Source organism: Kribbella sp. NPDC055110 (assembly GCF_053607525.1).
Map to the genome: position 1 here is coordinate 22,157 of NZ_JBSGTS010000040.1, position 20,672 is coordinate 42,828.

At 68.5% G+C, this 20,672-nt stretch carries 19 protein-coding genes; 13 read left to right on the forward strand and 6 right to left on the reverse strand.

Annotation, left to right across the window (positions count from 1 at the left end; all coding sequences use genetic code 11):
* The first annotated feature begins 3 nt into the window (after nucleotides 1–3).
* The 7 genes from ACWF0M_RS35745 (at nucleotide 4) to ACWF0M_RS35775 (ending at nucleotide 9,007) form a co-directional block, all read left to right on the forward strand.
* The gene (locus ACWF0M_RS35745; RefSeq protein ID WP_452240204.1) at nucleotides 4–1,410 is read left to right on the forward strand and encodes an alpha,alpha-trehalose-phosphate synthase (UDP-forming); all 1,407 of its coding nucleotides are present in this window, start codon (nucleotides 4–6) and stop codon (nucleotides 1,408–1,410) included.
* Nucleotides 1,397–2,818: an FGGY family carbohydrate kinase gene (locus ACWF0M_RS35750; RefSeq protein WP_452240187.1), complete on the forward strand. Its 1,422-nt coding sequence runs from the start codon at nucleotides 1,397–1,399 to the stop codon at nucleotides 2,816–2,818. The genes ACWF0M_RS35745 and ACWF0M_RS35750 overlap by 14 nt, the downstream gene beginning before the upstream one ends.
* A gap of 75 nt (nucleotides 2,819–2,893) precedes the next feature.
* On the forward strand, nucleotides 2,894–4,162 hold the full coding sequence (locus tag ACWF0M_RS35755) for a sensor histidine kinase (RefSeq protein WP_452240188.1): 1,269 nt from the start codon (nucleotides 2,894–2,896) through the stop codon (nucleotides 4,160–4,162).
* Nucleotides 4,065–4,742: a response regulator transcription factor gene (locus ACWF0M_RS35760; RefSeq protein WP_452240189.1), complete on the forward strand. Its 678-nt coding sequence runs from the start codon at nucleotides 4,065–4,067 to the stop codon at nucleotides 4,740–4,742. The genes ACWF0M_RS35755 and ACWF0M_RS35760 overlap by 98 nt, the downstream gene beginning before the upstream one ends.
* A gap of 84 nt (nucleotides 4,743–4,826) precedes the next feature.
* On the forward strand, nucleotides 4,827–6,992 hold the full coding sequence (locus ACWF0M_RS35765) for an MMPL family transporter (RefSeq protein ID WP_452240190.1): 2,166 nt from the start codon (nucleotides 4,827–4,829) through the stop codon (nucleotides 6,990–6,992).
* Between the two features lie 134 nt (nucleotides 6,993–7,126).
* Nucleotides 7,127–7,549 carry an aspartate 1-decarboxylase gene (panD, locus tag ACWF0M_RS35770; protein ID WP_452240191.1) on the forward strand — a complete coding sequence of 141 codons (423 nt, stop codon included), beginning with the start codon at nucleotides 7,127–7,129 and terminating at the stop codon, nucleotides 7,547–7,549.
* Nucleotides 7,550–7,567: 18 nt separating this feature from the next.
* Nucleotides 7,568–9,007: an aminopeptidase P family protein gene (locus ACWF0M_RS35775; RefSeq protein WP_452240192.1), complete on the forward strand. Its 1,440-nt coding sequence runs from the start codon at nucleotides 7,568–7,570 to the stop codon at nucleotides 9,005–9,007.
* On the opposite strand, the gene ACWF0M_RS35780 is transcribed toward ACWF0M_RS35775, so the two are convergent.
* The 4 genes from ACWF0M_RS35780 to ACWF0M_RS35795 form a co-directional block, all read right to left on the reverse strand.
* Nucleotides 9,004–9,711 carry an aspartate/glutamate racemase family protein gene (locus ACWF0M_RS35780; protein WP_452240205.1) on the reverse strand — a complete coding sequence of 236 codons (708 nt, stop codon included), beginning with the start codon at nucleotides 9,709–9,711 and terminating at the stop codon, nucleotides 9,004–9,006. The two genes, ACWF0M_RS35775 and ACWF0M_RS35780, sit on opposite strands and share 4 nt — an antisense overlap.
* A 5-nt stretch (nucleotides 9,712–9,716) precedes the next feature.
* Nucleotides 9,717–11,228, reverse strand: a complete 1,512-nt coding sequence (locus ACWF0M_RS35785) for an NCS1 family nucleobase:cation symporter-1 (protein ID WP_452240193.1) — start codon at nucleotides 11,226–11,228, stop codon at nucleotides 9,717–9,719.
* 148 nt (nucleotides 11,229–11,376) lie between these two features.
* Nucleotides 11,377–12,081, reverse strand: coding sequence for a GntR family transcriptional regulator (locus ACWF0M_RS35790; RefSeq protein ID WP_452240194.1), 705 nt, complete (start codon nucleotides 12,079–12,081; stop codon nucleotides 11,377–11,379).
* An 81-nt stretch (nucleotides 12,082–12,162) separates the two neighbouring features.
* Complete coding sequence (locus tag ACWF0M_RS35795) at nucleotides 12,163–14,103, reverse strand: M13 family metallopeptidase (RefSeq protein ID WP_452240195.1); 1,941 nt, start codon at nucleotides 14,101–14,103, stop codon at nucleotides 12,163–12,165.
* 150 nt (nucleotides 14,104–14,253) lie between these two features.
* On the opposite strand from ACWF0M_RS35795, the gene ACWF0M_RS35800 reads away from it, so the two are divergent.
* Nucleotides 14,254–15,273, forward strand: a complete 1,020-nt coding sequence (locus ACWF0M_RS35800) for an SMP-30/gluconolactonase/LRE family protein (protein WP_452240196.1) — start codon at nucleotides 14,254–14,256, stop codon at nucleotides 15,271–15,273.
* 3 nt (nucleotides 15,274–15,276) lie between these two features.
* On the opposite strand, the gene ACWF0M_RS35805 is transcribed toward ACWF0M_RS35800, so the two are convergent.
* Together ACWF0M_RS35805 and ACWF0M_RS35810 are read right to left on the reverse strand one after the other, a co-directional pair.
* Nucleotides 15,277–15,570 (reverse strand): HU family DNA-binding protein, encoded by a 294-nt coding sequence (locus tag ACWF0M_RS35805; protein ID WP_452240197.1) that lies wholly within the window; start codon nucleotides 15,568–15,570, stop codon nucleotides 15,277–15,279.
* A gap of 91 nt (nucleotides 15,571–15,661) precedes the next feature.
* Nucleotides 15,662–16,447 (reverse strand): phytanoyl-CoA dioxygenase family protein, encoded by a 786-nt coding sequence (locus tag ACWF0M_RS35810; RefSeq protein ID WP_452240198.1) that lies wholly within the window; start codon nucleotides 16,445–16,447, stop codon nucleotides 15,662–15,664.
* Between the two features lie 71 nt (nucleotides 16,448–16,518).
* On the opposite strand from ACWF0M_RS35810, the gene ACWF0M_RS35815 reads away from it, so the two are divergent.
* From ACWF0M_RS35815 to ACWF0M_RS35835, 5 genes are all read left to right on the forward strand, one after another.
* Nucleotides 16,519–17,322: a helix-turn-helix domain-containing protein gene (locus ACWF0M_RS35815; RefSeq protein WP_452240199.1), complete on the forward strand. Its 804-nt coding sequence runs from the start codon at nucleotides 16,519–16,521 to the stop codon at nucleotides 17,320–17,322.
* Nucleotides 17,323–17,406: 84 nt separating this feature from the next.
* Nucleotides 17,407–18,423 carry an LCP family protein gene (locus tag ACWF0M_RS35820; protein ID WP_452240200.1) on the forward strand — a complete coding sequence of 339 codons (1,017 nt, stop codon included), beginning with the start codon at nucleotides 17,407–17,409 and terminating at the stop codon, nucleotides 18,421–18,423.
* Nucleotides 18,420–19,199 (forward strand): YndJ family protein, encoded by a 780-nt coding sequence (locus ACWF0M_RS35825; protein WP_452240201.1) that lies wholly within the window; start codon nucleotides 18,420–18,422, stop codon nucleotides 19,197–19,199. The genes ACWF0M_RS35820 and ACWF0M_RS35825 overlap by 4 nt, the downstream gene beginning before the upstream one ends.
* The gene (locus tag ACWF0M_RS35830) at nucleotides 19,196–19,747 is read left to right on the forward strand and encodes a DUF1990 family protein (protein WP_452240202.1); all 552 of its coding nucleotides are present in this window, start codon (nucleotides 19,196–19,198) and stop codon (nucleotides 19,745–19,747) included. Before ACWF0M_RS35825 ends, ACWF0M_RS35830 begins: the two co-directional genes overlap by 4 nt.
* Before the next feature lie 149 nt (nucleotides 19,748–19,896).
* Nucleotides 19,897–20,574, forward strand: coding sequence for a uracil-DNA glycosylase (locus tag ACWF0M_RS35835; protein WP_452240203.1), 678 nt, complete (start codon nucleotides 19,897–19,899; stop codon nucleotides 20,572–20,574).
* Nucleotides 20,575–20,672: the final 98 nt, after the last annotated feature.

A 20,672-nucleotide genomic window follows, 5' to 3' on the forward strand; every position in this document is an offset into this window, starting at 1 on the left:
ACCATGCCTGCACAGCCGTTCGGTAGGAGTTCCTTCGTAGTGGTGGCCAACCGGCTGCCGGTCGACCGGACCGAGATGCCCGACGGCAGTACGGCGTGGCGCCGGAGTCCAGGCGGACTCGTCACGGCACTGGCGCCGGTGATGCAGGGACATCACGGGGCCTGGATCGGCTGGACCGGGAGCCCGGACGAGAAGCTGGACCCGTTCGACAACGACGGCATGCACCTCGTCCCGGTGATGCTGACGGCCGAGGACGTGCAGTTGTACTACGAGGGTTTCTCCAACGCGACGCTCTGGCCGCTGTACCACGACGTGATCGTGGCGCCGGAGTTCCACCGCGAGTGGTGGGAGTCGTACGTCGCGGTGAACCGGCGGTTCGCGGAGGCCGCCGCGGAGGCCGCCGACGACAACGCGGACGTGTGGGTGCACGACTACCAACTCCAATTGGTCCCGGCGATGCTCCGCCGGCTGCGTCCCGACGTACGGATCGGGTTCTTCCTGCACATCCCGTTCCCGCCGACCGAGCTGTTCGCGCAGATGCCGTGGCGGCGGCAGATCCTGGACGGGCTGATGGGCGCGGACCTGGTCGGTTTCCAGCGGCCCGGCGCGGCGTCGAACTTCGCCCGGCTGGCCCGCAACCGGATGGGCCTGCGGACCCGCGGCGACCGGATCCACCTGCCGGACGACCGGATCGTGCGGGCGAAGGCGTTCCCGATCTCGATCGACGTCAACGAGCTGGAGAACCTGGCCCGGCAGCCGGAGACCACGGCCCGCGCGGCCGAGATGCGTCAGGAGGTCGGCAACCCGACGCACATCCTGCTCGGCGTCGACCGGCTCGACTACACCAAGGGCATCCGGCAGCGGCTGCGGGCGTTCGGCGAACTGCTGGACGAGAAGCGGATCTCGGTCGACGACGCGGTGTTCATCCAGGTCGCGACGCCGTCCCGGGAGCGCGTCGAGCAGTACCGCGTGCTGCGCGACGAGATCGAGCTGCTGGTCGGGCGGATCAACGGCGAGCACGGCCGGATCGGTACGCCGGCGATCAACTACCTGCACACGACGTACTCGCGGACCGAGATGGCCGCGCTGCTCCGGGCCGCGGACGTTGCGGTCGTGACGCCGTTGCGGGACGGTATGAACCTGGTCGCCAAGGAGTACGTGTCGACGCGGTACGACGACACCGGCGCGCTCGTGCTGAGCGAGTTCGCCGGGGCGGCGGACGAGTTCCGGCAGGCGTTCCTGGTGAACCCGCACGACATCAACGGGATGAAGGACACGATCGTCGACGCGATGAACACCGACGACCGGCAGCTCGGCCGGCGGATGAAGGCGATGCGCAAGCACCTCGCGGCGCACGACGTGAACGTCTGGGCCCGGAACTTCCTGAAGGCGTTGCATGACGAAGACTGACGGGCGCATCCTCGCGCTGGACCTGGGTACGTCGTCCGCGCGGGCCCTCGTCCTGTCCTCGGCGGACGCCGCACCGATCCCCGGCGCGCTGGCGCGGCACAAGATCGCACCGACGTACGGCCACGACGGCTCCGCGACGCTCGACCTGCACGAGTACGTCGAGGGTTTGCTCGGTTGCCTGGACGAGCTCGAGCAGAACGGTCACCTGGACGGGATCGGCGCGATCGTGCTGTCCTCGCAGTGGCACTCGATCGTTGCTCTTAACAACAAAGGTGTCGCGCGCACACCGGTGATCACGTGGGCCGACACGCGAACGGTCGACCTCGGACTCGATCCGACGTTCGACGAGCAGGCGTTCCACGCGCGCACCGGCACCTGGCTGCACCGGCTGTACTGGACCCGCCGGATCCCGTGGCTCCTCTCGGACGACTCCCCGGCGGCCTTCGCCGGCCTGCCGGACCTGGTCCTGGAGCGGCTGACCGGCGAACGCGTCACGTCCGTCTCGGTCGCGTCCGGGACCGGCACGCTGGATCTCGCGACCGGTGCGTACGACGCTGAGGCGCTGGCGATCGCAGGCGTGACGGCCGGCCGGTTGCCGCCGATCGTGCCGACCGGTTGGACGGGCACGTTGTCCAAGGAGTACGAACGCCGCTGGCCCGGTCTGGTCGGCGTACCCGTGCACCCGCCGACCGGCGACGGCGCCGCGTCCAACGTCGGGACCGGCGGGTACGACGCCGGCGTCGCAGCGGTGACCGTTGGTACGTCGGCCGCCGTACGCGTCGTACACCCGATCGAGAACGCGCCTGAACTGCCGTGGGAGCTGTGGCGGTACCGGGTCGACGACAAGCGGGCCGTGACCGGTATGGCGTTCTCCGCCGCCGGGAACCTGCACGCGTGGCTGACCGGCGTACTGCGGCTGGAGTCCGACGAACCGACCGGTGTCGAGATCGGGGCGACGCACGCGATCGCGATCCCGTTCATGGCCGGCACCAGGCCGCCGGCCGTGGTGCCCGGCGGATCCGGTGTGTACTTCGGCCTGTCGTTCGACGACAGCCCCGCCGACCTGCTCGCGGCCGCGCTCCAAGGCGCGTCACTCGAGATCGACCGCGGGCTGCGAATCCTCGACGCGCTGTTCGGGCAGCAGCTCGAGGTCGTCCTCGGCGGCGGCGGAATCGACGCCTCCGACTGGTGGCGCCGCTGCCTGACCGCCACCTTCGCCCGCCCCACCACAGTCTGCGCGGAGCCCGAGGTCGGCGCCCGCGGCGCAGCAGCAGTCGCCCTCGGCCTGTCCCCCGAGCCCGGCGGAGAGCACCTGACCCCGGTCCCCGACGAGGTGTCCCGCGTCGCCGACCTCCGCCCACGCTACGGGGCGTTGCGGGAGCTCGCCGTGCAGGCGTCGGCGATCTGATACCGCGGTTGCGGTACGGCGGGGATACAGCCGCTGGACGAGGCGGTCCGAGGGGCGGACACGTACTGTGAAGGGATGGAGCGGCTCATCCGGTTCTGCCGTGCCTGCAGGCGGCACCCGCTGGCGATGGACCTTGCGCTGGCCGTCGCGATCCTGCTGATCAACCTGCTGGTGCCAGGTGGCAAGCACGTCGGTGAACGGATCGAGCTGAACGCGACGGTGGTGGTGCTGGCCGTCGTCGGCGCGGTCGCGCTCACGTTCCGGCGGCGGGCGCCGATCGCGGTGCTGGTGGTCACCGCGGCGGTCACGACCGCGTTCGTGATCGCCGAGCAGGCCAAGAGCCCGATCGTGGTCTACCTGGGCGTAGCGGTCTACACCGTCGTCATGTCGAAGGACCGGCTGACCCGCTCGGTCGCGGTGGTTGCCACGGCACTGCTGACGCTGACCGCCGAGGTCTTGTTCGTCAGCGGGGACGTCCTCGACAACCTCGGTCTGGTCTTCTTCGTGCTGTTCTCGGGCGCGATCGGCGAGGCGGTACGGAACCGCCGGGCGTACTTGCTGGAACTCAAGGAGCGCGCGGTACGGGCCGAGCGGTCGCGGGACGAAGAGGCCCAGCGGCGCGTGATCGAAGAACGGCTGCGGATCGCGCATGAGCTGCACGACGTGATCGCGCACCACATCGCCTTGATGAACGTGCAGTCCGGGGTCGCGGCGCATGTCCTCCGCACTCAACCCGAAGAAGCGGAACGCGCCCTCTCGCTGGTCCGCTCCGGCGGCCGCACGGTGCTCCAGGAGCTCACCGTCCTCCTCGGCGTACTGCGTCGCTCGGGTTCACCGCTGCCTACCGCGCCCACTCCGTCCCTGCACGAGCTGGACGCCCTCATCCGCTCCTTCACCGCCGCCGGCGTACAGGTCGACTGGACACCACCTGCCTCGCTGGGCGTACTCCCGGACGTCATAGAGCTCACGGCGTACCGCATAGTCCAGGAGTCGCTCACCAACGTCCTCAAACACGCCCCCGGCGCGTCAGCGGAGGTTCAGCTGATCCGCCGGTCCGGCGCGTTGGAGGTCGCCGTCACCAACGGACCTGCGCTACGTCCCGTGGCAGGAGTCGCGGGCGGTGGGCATGGGTTGGTGGGGATGCGGGAGCGTGTGAACGCGGTCGGTGGAGAGCTGCACACGGGCCCGCAGGCCGCCCGTGGGTTCGCCGTACATGCTGTGCTTCCTCTGGAGACGGGAGTTGTTGGTGACGATCAGGGTGTTGCTGGCCGACGATCAGACGCTGATCCGGAGCGGGTTCCGCGTGCTGGTCGGATCGGCGCCGGACCTGCAGGTTGTCGCTGAGGCGTCGAACGGGCGGGAAGCGGTCGAGCTGGCGCGGTCCGAGCGGGCCGACGTGGTGCTGATGGACATCCGGATGCCCGACGTCGACGGCCTCGCGGCGACCCGGATGATCACCGCGGACGAGGCGCTGGCGGGCGTGAAGGTGCTGATCCTGACCACGTTCGAGGTGGACGAGTACGTGTTCGACGCGATCCGCGCCGGCGCCAGCGGCTTCCTCGGCAAGAGCGTCGAACCGGCCGAGCTGATCGACGCCATCCGCGTGGTCGCCCGCGGTGACGCGCTGCTGTCCCCGAAGGCCGTCCGCGGCCTGATGAACCGCTTCCTCGCCGAACCCTCGCCCGGCAACCCGATCGGGCCCACGGTCCTCGACGTCCTCACCGACCGCGAACGCGAGATCGTCGGCCTGGTCGCCCTCGGCCTGTCCAACGACGAGATCGCCGAACGCCTGGTGCTTTCCCCGTCGACGGCGAAGACCCACGTGAACCGGGCGATGGTGAAACTCGACTGCCGCGACCGCGCGCAGCTCGTCGTACTGGCATACCAGACCGGCCTCGTGCGTCCCGGCGTACCGCAGCCGTAGTAGCCGGTACGGCGAACGCGGTACGGCGAGAAGCCCACCGGGAGCAGACGCGAGCGACGGCCGCGCGCCGGGAGCATCGGTCGCATGGCTACGTACCTCTATCGGCTCGGCCGATTCGCGTTCCGCCGGCGCCGGTTCGTACTCCTGGTATGGCTCGGACTGCTGGCTCTCGGAGCAGTCGGCGCCGCGACGCTGTCCGGCCCGACCGCCAACGGCTTCTCGATTCCCGGCACCGAGTCGCAGCGTGCCGCGGACCTGCTCAACGAACGCTTCCCGCAGGCCGGCGCCGACGCCGCGACCGCCCGGATCGTCTTCCAGGCGCCCGCCGGCCAGAAGCTCACCGACACACCGCAGGTCCAACAGACCCTCGACCGGCTCGCGATCGCACCACAGGTCGCCCGCGTCGTCGACCCGTTCAGTGCCAAGGCGATCTCCGCCGACGGCCGCACCGGCTACGCGCAGGTCACCTACAAGGTCACCGCGCAGGAGGTCACCCCGGAAGCGCAGCAAGCCGTCGCCGCGGCGGTCGAACCTGCCCGCGCGTCCGGACTCACGGTCGAGTACGGCGGCGACGCGGTGCAACCACAGGGCGGGCAGCAGCTGACCGAGGTGATCGGTATCGGGGTGGCTGCCGTCGTACTGCTGATCACCTTCGGCTCGCTGATCGCGGCCGGCCTGCCGTTGCTGTCGGCAATCATCGGCGTCGGCCTCGGAGTGACGGCGATCTCGACCATCAGCGGTTTCGTCGACATCGGATCCGGTACGCCGATCCTCGCGCTGATGATCGGCCTCGCGGTCTCGATCGACTATGCACTGTTCATCATGTCGCGGTACCGGCATGAGCTGAGCTCCGGGCTGGAGCCGGAGGAGGCGGTCGGCCGCGCGGTCGGCACCGCCGGATCCGCCGTCGTGTTCGCCGGGCTGACCGTGGTGATCGCGCTGGCCGGACTGTTCGTCGTCGACATCCCGTTCCTGACCCAGATGGGCCTGGCTGCCGCGTTCACCGTGGTCATCGCGGTCGCGATCGCACTCACGCTGCTGCCTGCGCTGCTCGGGTTCGCGGGGCGGCGGGTCCTTGGCGGCCGGATCCCTGGTCTGCGGGGCGGCGATCCGGAAGCGGCCGGACGGACGACGATCGGCCGCCGGTGGGCCGGCTTCGTCACGCGGCGTCCGCTGGCGGTGCTGCTGGTGACCGTGATCGGTCTCGGCACGCTCGCGATTCCGGCGACCGATCTCAAGCTCGGGCTGCCCGACGACAGCACCGCGGCACCCGACTCGACCCAGCGCAAGGCCTACGAACTGCTCTCCGAGGGCTTCGGGCCTGGGTTCAACGGGCCGCTGATGGTGGTCGTGGACGCCGGCGCCTCCGCCGATCCGCGGACGGCGGCCACGGCTACCGCGAACGCCGTACGCGGGCTGCCGGACGTGACGATGGTGACGCCACCGGTCTTCAACCCGGCCGGGAACACGGCGTTGCTGACCGTGATCCCGTCGAGCGGTCCGAGTACGCAGGAGACCAAGGACCTGGTCGGAGCGATCCGGTCGATGCCCGACCGCGATCGCGCCGAGGTGGCGGTCACCGGGGCGACAGCGGTCAGCATCGACTTCTCAGCCAAGCTCGGCGGCGCATTGCTGCCGTACCTGTCACTGATCATCGGGCTCGCGTTCCTGCTGCTGTTGCTGGTGTTCCGCTCGATCATGGTGCCGTTGAAGGCGACGCTCGGGTTCCTGCTCACCGTCGTGGCGACGTTCGGCGCACTGGTCGCGGTGTTCCAGTGGGGCTGGCTGGCCGGGCTGTTCGGGATCTCGGGACAGACCGGGCCCGTGATCAGCATGCTGCCGATCTTCCTGATCGGGGTGGTGTTCGGACTCGCGATGGACTACCAGATCTTCCTGGTCACGCGGATGCGCGAGGAACACGTCCACGGCGCGGCACCGCGGGCGGCGGTGGTCGACGGGTTCGCGCACGGCGCGCGGGTGGTGACCGCGGCGGCGGTGATCATGACCGCGGTGTTCTCCGGGTTCATCCTGTCCGGCGAGACGCTGATCCGCGAGATGGGCTTCGGGCTGGCCCTCGCGGTCGCTCTTGACGCGTTCGTCGTACGGATGACCGTCGTACCGGCGGTGATGGCGCTGCTCGGGCGGCACGCCTGGTACCTCCCCGCCTGGCTCGACCGCCTGCTCCCGAACGTCGACGTCGAAGGCGACTCCCTCCGGCCGGCTCCGCGCGAGGCTGAACTGGTCTCGTGAACGTGAACGCAGGCAGAACCCCGGATTCGAACGATCAAACGGGCGGATCGGGTGGGTTCTGCCTGCCTGGCGATCCGCGCCACCGTGACAGCCGCCACTGACAGGTGGTGGCGGTGCGAGGATCATGAGCCGCCATGTGGCGCGAGATGATGAAGTCGAAGGTGCACCGGGCGACGGTGACGCAGGCGGATCTGGACTATGTCGGATCGTGCACGCTGGACGCGGCGTTGATGGAGGCGGCCGACCTGCTGCCCGGCGAGAAGGTGGACATCGTCGACATCACCAACGGTCAGCGATTGTCGACGTACCTGATCGAAGGGCCGCGCGGGTCCGGGATCGTCGGCATCAACGGGGCCGCGGCGCACCTGATCCACCCGGGTGACCTGGTGATCCTGATCGCCTACGGGATGTTCGACACCGCCGAGGCGAAGATCTTCGAGCCGAGCGTAGTCTTCGTGGACGAGGACAATGCGATCACCCGCATCGGTTCCGACCCCGCCGCGGCGCTGCCAAACAGCGGCACGCTCCGCGGGGACCAACTGCACACCCCGCGTTGAGACGAGGACAGGTCGAGGATGACCGAGAACACTGCTGACACCGTCGCACCCAAGACCGCGTCGCACGACAACGAGCCGAGCCCGAAGCTGCGCGCGTTCATGAACTCCGGCTGGGCGGACTCCGAGCGGCACGACCTGTCGCTGAGCGACGTCGGTGTGTGGGCGGCGAAGCGCCGCGATGCGCTGTCGCAGGCGTTCCCGGGCGAGCGGCTGGTGATCCCGGCCGGCACCTACAAGGTCCGCTCGAACGACACCGACTACGTCTTCCGCCCGCACACCGACTACGTGTGGCTGACCGGCAACCAGACCTCCGACGCGGTGCTCGTCCTGGAGCCGAACGGCACCGCCGGCCACGACGCGGTGCTGTACTTCCGCCCGCGCGCCGACCGCTCGCAGGGCGAGGAGTTCTGGCGCGACCGGATGTACGGCGAGCTGTGGGCCGGCCGGCGCCCGTCGCTGACCGAGACCGGCAAGGAGTTCGGGATCGAGACGCGGCACGTCGACCAGTTGGCCGACGCGCTGAAGAGCGACGTACCGACGCGGGTACGGCGGGGCGAGGACGAGTCGATCGTGTCGCTGCTGAGCGGCGCGCAGATCGACCAGCTCAAGGACGGCGAGCTGGCCGCGACACTGTCCGAGCTGCGACTGGTCAAGGACGCGTACGAGCTCGAGCAGCTGCGGGACGCGGTCGCGATCACGCACCGCGGGTTCTCCGACGTACTCGCCGAGATGGACAAGGTCCGGCAGTACGGCGAACGCTGGATCGAGGGCACGTTCTGGCGCCGGGCCCGTGCCGAGGGCAACGATGTCGGGTACACGTCGATCGCCGCGGCCGGTCCGCACGCGACCACACTGCACTGGATCGAGAACGACGGCCCGGTGAACGACGGCACGCTGATGCTGCTCGACATGGGCGTCGAGAACCGGCAGCTGTACACCGCGGACATCACCCGGACGCTGCCCGTGAACGGTGAGTTCACGCCGCGCCAGCGGGACCTGTACCAGCTGGTGCTGGACGCGCAGAACGCCGGAATCGCCGCGCTCACGCCGGGTGCGAAGTTCCGCGCCGGGCACGAGGCGGCGATGGAGGTCATCGTCCGCGGCCTCGACGCGATGGAGCTGCTGCCGGTGTCGGCCGAGGAGGCGCTCGACCCCGAGAGCCGCCTGTACCAGCGGTACACGCTGCATGGCGTCAGCCACATGCTCGGCCTCGACGTCCACGACTGCGCCTCGGCCCGCAACGAGACCTACCGCCAGGGCCCGGTGCAGCCCGGGTACGTCCTCACTGTCGAGCCCGGCCTCTACTTCCAGTCCGACGATCTCACCGTCCCCGAGGACCTCCGCGGTATCGGCATCCGCATCGAGGACGACATCCTGATCACCGACGGCGCGCCGGAGAATCTCTCCGAGGCCATGCCGCGCACCGTCGAGGGCATCCAGGACTGGATGGCTTCCTAACCGACGCGCTCGTGGCGGTGGTGCGGGGCGAACTCACCCAGCTTGCCGGTCCGGAGCCGCATCCGGACCAGCATCTCGACCGTGGCGGTCGCCGCCGCCACGCCGTCGATCACACTCACCCCGAGCGCGGCCGACAGGTCGTGGCACAGGTCGGCCATGCCCGCGCAGCCCAGCACGATGGCGTCCGATCCGTCGAGCGCGAGCGCCTCCTCGCAGACGCGCAGGATGGTCGCCCGGGCATGCGGATCCGTCTCCAGGGCGAGGACCGGGATCTCGCACGCGTGGATCCCCCGGCACTGCCGCGCGACGCCGTACTCCTCGGTCAGGTCGTGCGCGTGGCCGACGGTCCGGGCCAGGGTGGTGACGACGCTGAACCCGCGGCCAAGGTACGACGCCGTACGCATGCCGGCCTCGGCGATCCCGACGACCGGCCCGCGGGCGAGCTCTCGCGCCGCCTTCAACCCCGGATCGCCGAAGCACGCGATGACGTAACCGTCGTACCCGGCTGATTCGCCGTCCGCGATCTCTTGAAGCAGGCCCGGTACGGCGAGTGCGTCGTCGACATGACTCTCGATGGCGGCCGGCCCTTGGCGAGGGCTGACCGCGTCGACGGTGACACCCGGACCGGCAACGGCCCGGGCGCACTCGCCGATCATGGCGGTCATCGACGCTGTGGTGTTGGGGTTGATGACCTTGATGCGCATTGCTCTCACGCCACCTGCTCGGCCGCTATGCCGGCTCGCCTCGCCAGGACTGTGTAGACGGCGAAGCCGACCCCGCAGCCGATGAACCAGCTGTAGTCGCTGATCCAGAGACCGGCGCCCACCCAGCGGGGCACGAGGACCGATGCGACCGAGATCAGGCCTGCCGTGATCACGGACTGTACGGCGGACGGGTTGTAGCCCTTGCGGTAGTAGTACGCGCCGTCCTTGTCGAGCGTGAACAGGTCGTCCACGATCACCTTCTGCCGGCGGATCAGGTAGAAGTCCGCGATCAGGATGCCGAACAGCGGGCCGATCAGCGCACCGAGGATGCCCAGCGTGTAATGGATCGCCGTGTCGTTGTTGTACCAGTTCCACGGTGTCAGCAGCACCGAGCCGACCGCCGCGATCATGCCGCCCATCCGCCAGCTGATCTTCTGCGGGCTGACGTGCGAGAAGTCGAACGCCGGCGAGATGAAGTTCGCGACGATGTTGATTCCCACGGTCGCGGTGACGAAGGTCGCCGCGCCGAGCAGGATCGCGAACGTGTTGTCGATCCGCTCCACCGTCTTGATCGGGTCTGTCAGAAGTTCGCCGTACACGGGAACCGTCGCGCCTGCGGTCAGCACGGTGAGCAGCGAGAAGAAGACGAAGTTGATCGGCAGACCCCAGAAGTTGCCCTTCCGCACGCTCTTGAAGCTGCGGCCGTAGCGGGCGAAGTCGCCGAAGTTCAGCATCGGGCCGGAAAAGTACGAGACCACGAGGGCGATCGCACTCAGCATCGTGCCGATCGTGGCCCATCCGGACAGGCTGTGGTTCGACAGGTTGAGGTCGATGGTGAAGTCGGACTTGACCAGCAGGTACGCGCAGAGCAGCAGCATCGTCACGTAGACGGCCGGACCCGCGAGGTCGATGAACTTCCGGATGCTCTCCATCCCGCGCCAGAACAGTGCGGCCTGGGCGACCCACAGGATCGCGAAGCTGACATAGCCGAGCACCGACAGGCCGGCGAAACCGTGCACGTCCTTGTCCGCCCACGGACCCAGTCCTGGCCAGAGTTTGAGGAAGACGATGTTCAGCGACTCCGCGGCCAGGAAGGTCTGTACTCCGTACCAGGCAACGGCGATCAGGCCGCGAATGATGGCGGGGATGTTCGCGCCCAGGACGCCGAAGGAAACTCGGCTGATCACCGGGTACGGAACGCCCGCGAGCTGGCTCGGTTTCGCGACCAGGTTGCAGAAGAATTGCACGATGCAGATACCGGCGATCAGGCAGACGAATACCTGCCAACTGGTCAGGCCGAGCGCGAACAAACTACCGGCGGTGAGATAACCGCCGACGCTGTGCACGTCGGACATCCAGAACGCGAAGATGTTGTAACTGCGCCAGGTCTGCTGCTTCAGCGGCGCGAGGTCCGCGTTCGTCAGCCGCGGATGGTAGTCGCGCTGCGCGGCGGCCGGGCTCGTCGGGTAGCCGGCCGCTTCGACGATGTCACCGGGCGCGCGGGGTTGGGTCACCATGCTGTGCTCCTCCGGCCTGGGCCGCGGGCGGATCGCGCGACCAGTGAACCGAAGCTAGGAATAACGTGTTTCGCGGAATGACGTCCATGGTGAACGGCCGGTTTCCGTTCAAATATAGGAAAAGCGCTGCAAATATAGGAAACCGATGTCAGGCCGGGTCGGCGAAGCATTCCGGGTCGTCGGCGAACTCCGAGATCGCGCTCTTCAGATGCGCGTAGTGCCGCTCCGACTCGGCGACCAGCGTCTCGACGTCACGGGCGACGTACGCCGCGATCAGCCGCTCGTGGTCCGCGTGGAAACCGGCCCGCTCGTGCGCCCGGACCCGCGACATCGGCCGGGCCGGCTCGGTGATGTTCCACGCGGTTTCGTACATCCGGATCAGCCGGTGCATCCCCGACGGCTCGATCAGCGCGAAGTGAAAGCGCCGGGTCGCGGCGGCGTACTCACGGTCACCCGCGGCGTTCGCATCGGCGAGCGACCCGTGGGCGTCGCGGATCCGGTTGTGGTCGACCGCGGTCGCGTTGACGGCGGCCGCACGCAGGGCCGCGGACTCCAGCGCCTGCCGTACGTCGTACAGCTCGCGGAACTCCAGGAACGTCAGCTTCGCCACCCGGTACCCGACGTGCGGGCGATGCTCCACCAGGCCTTCCCCGAACAGGGTCTTCAACGCCTCACGCACCGGAATCGCGCTGACACCGAAGAACGCCGCCACCTCGTCGATCGGCACCGACGTCCCGGGCGGCTGATCGCCGGTCAGGATGGCATGCCGCAGATCGCTCTCGACCGGCGGCATCTCTCCCGCTGCGGCCGCAGTCCGCACGAGCCGCGCCGTGAAATCCGACGATCTACGCATCCCCGGACGATATGCCGCGCCCGAACCGCCTGTCGAGCAAGTGGAACAGGCCGCCCCGCACGCGTGCGGGGCGGCCTCGCGCTACCAGATGCGGACGCGGTCCTCGGGGGCGAGCCACATGCCGTCGGTGTCCGTTGTTTTGTAGGTGTTGTGGAACTCGTCGATGTTCTTCACCACCGCGTTGCAGCGGAACTCCGGGGGTGAGTGCGGGTCGATGGCGAGGCGACGGGCCGCTTCTTCGGGGCGGGTCTTGTTCGCCCAGGCGTGCGCCCAGGCGGCGAAGAAACGTTCGCTGCCGGCCTGGTCGTCGTCGGACTCGGCGCCGTCCAGGGACAGCTGGTAGGCGACGTACGCGATGGACAGGCCGCCGAGGTCGCCGATGTTCTCGCCCAGGGTGAGTTTGCCGTTGACGTTCTGTCCGGGAGTCTCGGCCGGCTCGAGTGCGTCGTACTGCGCGACGAGTTTGTCGGTGCGCTGCTCGAAGGCGGCGCGGTCCGCGTCGGTCCACCAGTCGTTCAGGTTGCCGTCGGCGTCGTACCGCGAGCCCTGGTCGTCGAAGCCGTGGCCGATCTCGTGACCGATCACCGCGCCGATCGCGCCGTAGTTGGTGGCGTCGTCGGCGACCAGGTCGAAGAACGGCGGCTGCAGAATGCCGGCCGGGAAGACGATCTCGTTCATCCGCGGGTTGTAGTACGCGTTGACCGTCTGCGGCGTCATCCGCCACTCGTTCCGGTCGACCGGCTTGCCGAGTTTGGCGAGGTCCCGCGCGGTCTCCACCGCGACCGACCGGCGGACGTTGCCGAACAGGTCGGCCGGGTCGATCTCGAGGGCCGAGTAGTCCTTCCACTCGTCCGGGTACCCGATCTTCGGGTCGAAGGTGCCGAGCTTCTCGAGCGCCCGCTGCCGGGTCTCCGGCCCCATCCAGTCCAGCGCCTCGATCCGCTGCCGGTACGCGGCGACCAGGTTCTGCACGAGCTCGACCATCCGGGCCTTGGCGTCCGGCGGGAAGTGCTCGGCCACGTACAGCTTGCCGAGGGCCTCACCGAGCGCCTGCTCGACCACGCCGACGCCGCGCTTCCAGCGCTCGCGCAGCTCGGGCGCGCCGGTCAGGGTCTTGCCGTAGAACGCAAAGTTCTCGTCGACGAACGCCTGGCTCAGCAGCGGCGCGGCGCTGTGCACGATCCGCCAGCTCAGCCACTCCTTCCACCGGTCGAGGTCGACCTCCTGCAGCGTGGCCGCGGCGGCGGTCAGGAAGTCCGGCTCGCGGACCACGACCTGCGCGAACGCACTCTCCGGTACGCCGGCACCGGTCAGCCAGGTCGCCCAGTCGAACCCGGGCGTCAGCTCCTCGAGCCCGACCCGGTCGAGCTTGTTGTAGGTGAGCTGGACGTCGCGTTCCTTCACCCGGTCCCAGTGCGCGCCGGCGATCCGGGTCTCCAGTTCCAGGATCCGTTGGGCGGCGGCAGTCCCGTCGGACAACCCGGCGAGCTCCAGCATCGTCGACACGTGCTCGACGTACGCCGTCCGGATCTCGGCGAAGTTGTCCTCGCGGTAGTACGACTCGTCGGGCAGGCTGAGGCCGCCCTGGGTCAGGTGGACGATGTTCTCGTCGGACTTCTTCGCGTCGGCGTCGACCCAGTAATGGAAGACACCCGGCACCCCCTGCAGCTCGAGCTGCCCGAGGACGGACACCAGCCCGGCCAGGTCGGTCACGCCCGCGACGAGGGCGAGCTGCTCGGCGATCGGCTCGGCGCCCAGCCGCTCGACCGTCTCGGCGTCCATGAAGCTGCCGTAGAGGTCGGCGATCTTCCGCGGCTCGCTGCCTTCCGGGTGCCCGGCGGCGACGGTCTTCTCGACGATCGCGCGGACGTCCTGCTCGGCGGTGTCCCAGAGCGCGTGGAACGCACCGTAGATCGCCTTGTCCGCGGGAATCTCGTGCTCCGCCAGCCACGTCCCGTTCACGAACCGGTACAGATCGTCCTGCGGGCGAACGGTCCCCAAGTCCTCGATTCCTGCTGTCATCCTGACCCCTTGTCCCAAGTCGAGTTGCTGCCAGCGAACATACCCGGTTCGCGAATCCGCCGTTCCGAACTATCCACAGGACCGGGTATCGAACGCTGAGCCGTTCCCGACCGCCACCGCCCGTCCTACGGTGAGCCGACGGGAGGAATCATGAACATCCGAAACATCACAGCACTGATAGGGCTGCCGGCGCTCATGCTGGGCCTCGTCACCACGTCGGCAGCCGAGGCCACCGCCCCGCCCGCGCAGGCACCCGCCGTCGTCAAGCACTCGGTCTACGACAGCCCGTGCGATCGCATCCGGTTCGGACCGGCAACGGACAAGCAGTCCGAGGTGTTCCCGGCGCGGATCGGGTTGCCGGACGGATTCCAGCCGGAAGGCATTGCGATCAGCGGCAGTACGGCGTACTTCGGCTCGCTGGCCGACGGCGACATCCACGCCGCCGCACTGCGCACCGGGCACGGAAAGGTGATCAGCCAGGGACCCGGTACGCCGTCGGTCGGGCTGAAGGCGGACGAACGCGGGCGGCTGTGGATCGCCGGCGGCGTCAGCGGTACGGCGCGCGTCGTCGACATCCGCACCGGGAAGATCCTGAAGAGCTACCAGTTGACCACCGAGCCGGCGACGTTCGTGAACGATGTCGTGCTGGGCGAGACCAGCGCATGGTTCACGGACTCCAGCCGGCCCGTCGTCTACCAGGTGCCGATCGGCCGCAACGGCCAGCTGCTGAACCAGATGCGGACCGTGCCGCTGACCGGTGACTACGTGCACGATCCGACCGGGTTCAACGGCAACGGCATCACGCTGACGCCGGACGGTCGCGCGGTGATCCTCGTGCAGTCGTCGACCGGATTCCTGTTCCGGGTCGATCCGCAGACCGGTGTCACGAAGCGCGTCGACCTCGGCGGCACGCTGATGACGAACGGTGACGGCATGCTGCTGCTCGACCGCACGCTGTACGTCGTGCAGAACTTCTCCAACCAGGTCGCGGTGGTGAACCTCGACCGGGCCGGGACGTCGGGCACGCAGACGCGGACCATCACCGATCCGGGCTTCGACATCCCGACGACCGCGGCCCCGTTCGGGAACCGGCTCTATCTGGTCGATGCCCGGTTCAGTACGCCGCCGACCCCGACGACGCCGTACTGGGCAACGGCTGTCCGTCGCTGAGGGTCAGCGGACGGTGCGGAGGTCGCCTCGGGCTGCGGCCTTGAGGCGGCTTCCGCAGGAGAGGCGGACGGAGTAGCCTGCCGGGATGTCGAGCGGCTCGCCGGTCTGCGGGTTGCGGCCGGTGCGCGGGGCGCGCAGGACCCGCTCGATGCTGAGCAGGCCGGTCAGCGACACCTTGTCGCCGCGCTGCACGGCCTCGGTGACGACGTCACCCAGTGCGTCGATGACCTTCTCGGCCTGGCCCCGCGGGATCCCCGCCTTCTGCGCCACGCCGGCGATCAGTTCGTTCCGGTTCACGGCTCTCCTCAGACTCGGTTCAACCTTCCGATCCGCACCTTAACCGAAATGATTGTCGTTAGCGAGAAGCATCCGGATACCGGTCATACCGTCACAAGCCGTCCTGGTCGTGCCAGTGGTTCTGCCAGCGGGTGTCGATCGCGTCTGCCGCGCGCTGGTAGCGGATGTCGGTCGAGAGGCGGTGCTCCGTCGACACGTTGTCGAGGGCGGCGTGGACGGTGTGGGCGGTGTGTACGACGACGTCTCCGGCCGCGTAGTCCGTGACCAGCCAGTTGGCGTCGTACTGCGTCGCCAGAGCGGGCAGGTCCGCGGTGATGGACGCTGCTGGGCGCTTCAGTCGGCCGGCTGCCTCTTCCTCGAGCACCCTGTGGTGGCTGCCCTCGAGGTAGGTCAGTCCGCCGAGGCTGACCGGGCAGTCGCCCAGTGGGATCCACGCGGACAGCACCTGGTCACTGCCGCCGCGCAGGTACACGAGGTCGTAGTGCGCCTGCGTCGCCGTACCGATGCCGTTCTCGCCCGGCGCCGTCTGCCGGATGATCTTCCGCCGGTGCAGGAACGGCTCATCACCGAGGAACCACTCGAACCAGCCTTTCAACGCCGGCTGCGCACAGAAGGCCGCGTACTCGGTCCCCGGCACGATCTCCTCGAACAGCACCTTCCGGTACGCCGCTCTGTCCGCAGCAGCCCCCGTCAACCCGAAGTAGTACTCGCGGAACGCCGACACCACCGCAGGGTCCAGCAGCCCGGTTAGAAACAGGTACCCGTCCAGCTGCAACCGCCTGCGCAGCCGCGCCCGATCACCCCGCTCCGCCTCAGGCACCGCAACCAGCTCACCCAACCGCCGCTCATCGAGCACGTATCCGTTAGACGTCAGCACACCTCCATTCCATCCGCGTACGGCGCTCAGCAGAATGGACACCCGCCCCGGCTTCTTGGACTCTTGTATCCGTGCAGAACTGGTCGATCTACCTGACACCAGGCGCTGTCGAGAGCCAACTTGGACTCTTCTGTCTCGGCGCCGGCGAACAGACGCACGGCCCAGAGCCCGCACCGGAGCGCGCCCTCGGATGTCACGCCCTCGTCTGGCTGAGAGAAGGACGCGGCCACCTGCTGCACGGCCCCGACCGTCAGCTGCACGAGGTACGCGCGCCTGCGATGCTCTGGCTCTTCCCCGGCGTCCTACACGGCTACCGCCCCGCAACACGCTGGCGTCAGGTCTGGACCCTGTTCAGCGGACCTGCGACCGCAGCACTTACCTCACTCGGCCACCTCGATCCCAGCCAACCAGTCCGCCGGTACGCCGACCCGCGTGCGATCGACCGCGCATTCACTCGGCTCCTCCGCGTCAGCACGCAGCACAACGCCGTACAGCTCACGGGAGCGCTCTACGACCTGATCGGTCAGGCTGGAACGAGTACTGGTGACGGAGTCGCCGCACGGCTCGCTGAACTCGCGTGTACGCCGATGAGCATTCAGGACTACGCCAGTGAGCTAGGACTCACCGTGAACCAGCTGCGCGACGCAGTACGCCGTACGACAGGCTCAACTCCACATGAGCTGGTTCTGAGCACCAGGCTCAGCTCTGCAAAGGTTTTGCTCGCCGAGGAGGACCTGTCCGTGGCCGCGGTCGCGCGGCGGGTCGGGTACGACGACCCGGCGTACTTCAGTCGCCTGTTCGCCGCCAGAGTTGGGATGTCGCCGATCGCGTTCCGGCGCTCCGGTTCGATCTCGGGGCGGATTTCCTCCCTTTGAAGGAGGTGCCATCGACTTTCCGACGTGTAAAACCATTCACTGGGGTGACGTGTTCGGCGGCCGGGCACCGATACGGTCATGGCTATGAGTGAAACGCAGCCCATCGACCCGCGACCAGCGAACCCGGCGCGCCGCCCGAAGAAGCGCCGCAACTGGTTCCTCCGGACCGTCGGACTGATCGTCCTGCTGTTCGTTCTGATGCTGATCGCCGTCCCGCTCTACGCCTGGAGCCGGATCGACAAGCTCGACGCGATGCCCACCGGCGAACGGCCGGCCGCGACCCCCGGTACGACGTACCTGATGGTCGGATCGGACGCTCGCGAGAACCTCAGCCGCGCCGAGCGCGCCCGGCTGCACACCGGCGGCAACGCCGGCCCGCCGCGGACCGACTCGATCATGCTGATGCACGTCCCGACGTCCGGACCGACGGTGCTGATCAGCATCCCGCGCGACAGCGCCGTCAACATCCCCGGCGTCGAGGGCAAGCAGAAGATCAACGCCGCCTTCAACCAGGGGCCCGCGAAGCTGATCCAGACGATCGAGGGCAACACCGGACTGCGCATCGACCACTACGTCGAGGTCGGCTTCGGCGGTTTCGCCAGCGTCATCGACAGTGTCGGCGGCATCAAGATGTGCTTGCCGAAGGCAATGAATGACGACAAGGCGCACATCAACCTGCCGGCTGGGTGCCAGCAGCTCGACGGCGTGAACGCGCTGGGGTACGTCCGGTCCCGGCACGCCGACGGCAAGAACGACTTCGGCCGCACCGAGCGGCAGCGGCAGATGGTCGGTGCCGTCGCCAAGAAGGCCGCCTCGCCGTCCACGTTCCTGAACCCGATCCGCTACTACAACGTCGCGACCAAGGGTGTCGACGCGCTGACCGTCGACAAGGACATGAGCCTGCTCGACTTTGTCAAGTTCGCCCGCGGCATGCAGGCGATCTCCGGCAGCGGCGGCGTCGCACTGAGTGTCCCGACCAGCAACGACAACTTCAAGCTGTGCTGCAACCGGGGTGACGCGGTGAAGTGGGACACCGCCAAGGCGACGGCGCTCTTCAACGCGCTCAAGGAAGACAACACCACCGGCCTCAAGGCCAGTTGACCGTCCTCGTCCACGCGGTGGTGAGCCTGGGGATGCTCGTCGTCGTACCCCTCGGACTCACCATCCTGCCAACGCGAACCACCAGCAACCGCTGGTGGTTCGCGTTCGCCGTTCCTGGTTCGGTAGCTCTTTGGCTGCCACGCGGTGCTGTGTCGATCGTCCTCGCGGCCGTCTACTTCGCAGGCACGCTCGTCCTGATCGCACTGGCCGCGCGGCACTTCTTCCAGCACAGGACCATCAGCACGGGACAGGTGGCGCTCTACACCGCTCTTGTCACGCCGTCGATCGCAGCACTCGCACTGGTCGCCGAGCGTTCGTCGTACGAGTTGTTCGGCTTCAACCTGACCGTGCTGTCGCTGACGGTCGCCCACTTCCATTTCGCGGGCTTCGCGGCCGCACTGATGGCCTACCTCGCTGCGGACGGTCTGGCAGCCGTGAGCGTTCCACTGGGTACTGCGATCGTTCTGCTCGGGTTCTTCCTCGGGGACCCGGTGGAGCTCGCAGGAGCCGTCGTACTGACCGCAGGTATGTGGCTGGTCGGCTGGAATCTGTGGAAGCGGTCGCGGCGCGCGGATCGGACTACGGCGATCCTGTTGATGGTGTCCGGGTCCGTGCTCGTGTTGACGATGCTGCTCGCGGTGAGCTGGGCGCTGGGGCATGTGGTGGACACGCCGTACCTGCCGCTGGAGTGGATGGTTGCTACGCACGGTGTGGCTAATGCGGTTGGGTTTGCGTTGTGCGGCGTACTGGCGATGCGACGGGAAGGGGTCCGATGAAGCTGGAAGACCTTGCGGGGTTGCGGTTCACGTACGACGAGGTGGGGTCGACGCAGTACGACGAGACGCCCGAGGGATACCACCGGTTGGAGTACCGGGAGCGGATCGGCGCCGGGGACGAGGTGTTCCAGCGGGCTGCTGACGCGTTGCTGACGTGGCGCATGCACCGCGCGGCCGGCATACCGGTGACTGCGACCGCCACGCCACCACAGGTCGGCACCGACTCGCTGGGCCGTCTGGGACCTGGCATGCTGATCCCACGGCTCCGAACGCAGACCCAACTAGGCCTGCCAGTCCCCTGCCGCGTCGTCTGGGTCGTCAACGAACCGGACCGCGTCGGGTTCGCGTACGGAACCTTGGAAGGCCACCCCGAGGCCGGCGAGGAGTCCTTCCTCATCACCCGCGACCCAGACGGCGTCCACGCCACCATCCGCGCCTACAGCCGCCCGGCCAGCTGGTATACCCGCCTGGCCGGTCCCATTACCCGCAAGGCCCAGCACTACGCCGCCACCCGCTACACCGCAGCCCTCCGCCGCCTCGCCGCATAGGCCCATAGCAAAGGCCCCGCAGAGCTCATACCTGTGCGGGGCCGCGACCTTTGTACCGTCTGCAGCCACACCAACGTTTGAGCGACACGCAAACAACGGGCGACAACCCGAGGTGCAAAGCGAGCCGCAGTACTGCGAGACTGTGGCGGGTGAGTCCTAAGACGTTGTCGGATCTGGTGGCGCCGGACTGGGCTGAGGCGTTGGCTCCGGTCGAAGGCACTGTGACGCAGATGGGTGAGTTCCTGCGCGGGGAGATCACCGCGGGGCGGGCCTACCTGCCGGCCGGGGAGAACGTGCTGCGGGCGTTCCACCGGCCGCTGCAACAGGTGAAGGTGCTCGTCGTCGGGCAGGACCCGTACCCGACCCCGGGCCATCCGGTCGGGCTCAGTTTCTCGGTGGCCCCCGACGTACGGCCGATTCCGCGCAGTCTCGCGAACATCTACCGCGAACTGATGGCGGACGTCGGCGTACCGGCGCCGTCCAACGGTGACCTCACCCCCTGGGCCGACCAGGGCGTACTGATGCTCAACAGGGTGCTGACCGTGCAGCCGGGCAAGTCCGGCGCGCACCGCGGCAAGGGCTGGGAGAGCGTCACCGAGCAGGCCATCCACGCGCTGGTGAACCGCGGCGGCCCGCTCGTCGCGATCCTCTGGGGCCGCGACGCCCAGACGCTCAAGCCGATGCTGGGCAGCACGCCGTACGTCGAGAGCGCGCATCCGAGCCCGATGTCCGCGGACCGGGGATTCTTCGGCTCCCACCCCTTCAGCCGGGTCAACGCCCTCCTCGCCGAGCAAGGCGCCGACCCGGTCGACTGGCGCCTCCCCTAACCCCAACGCCGTTCGGTTAGGTGTCGGCTTCGGGGGTCAAGTTGTGGATCTGGATGTTGATGGTGGCGTCGCGGGTGCGGCGGTCGGGGGTGCGGGTG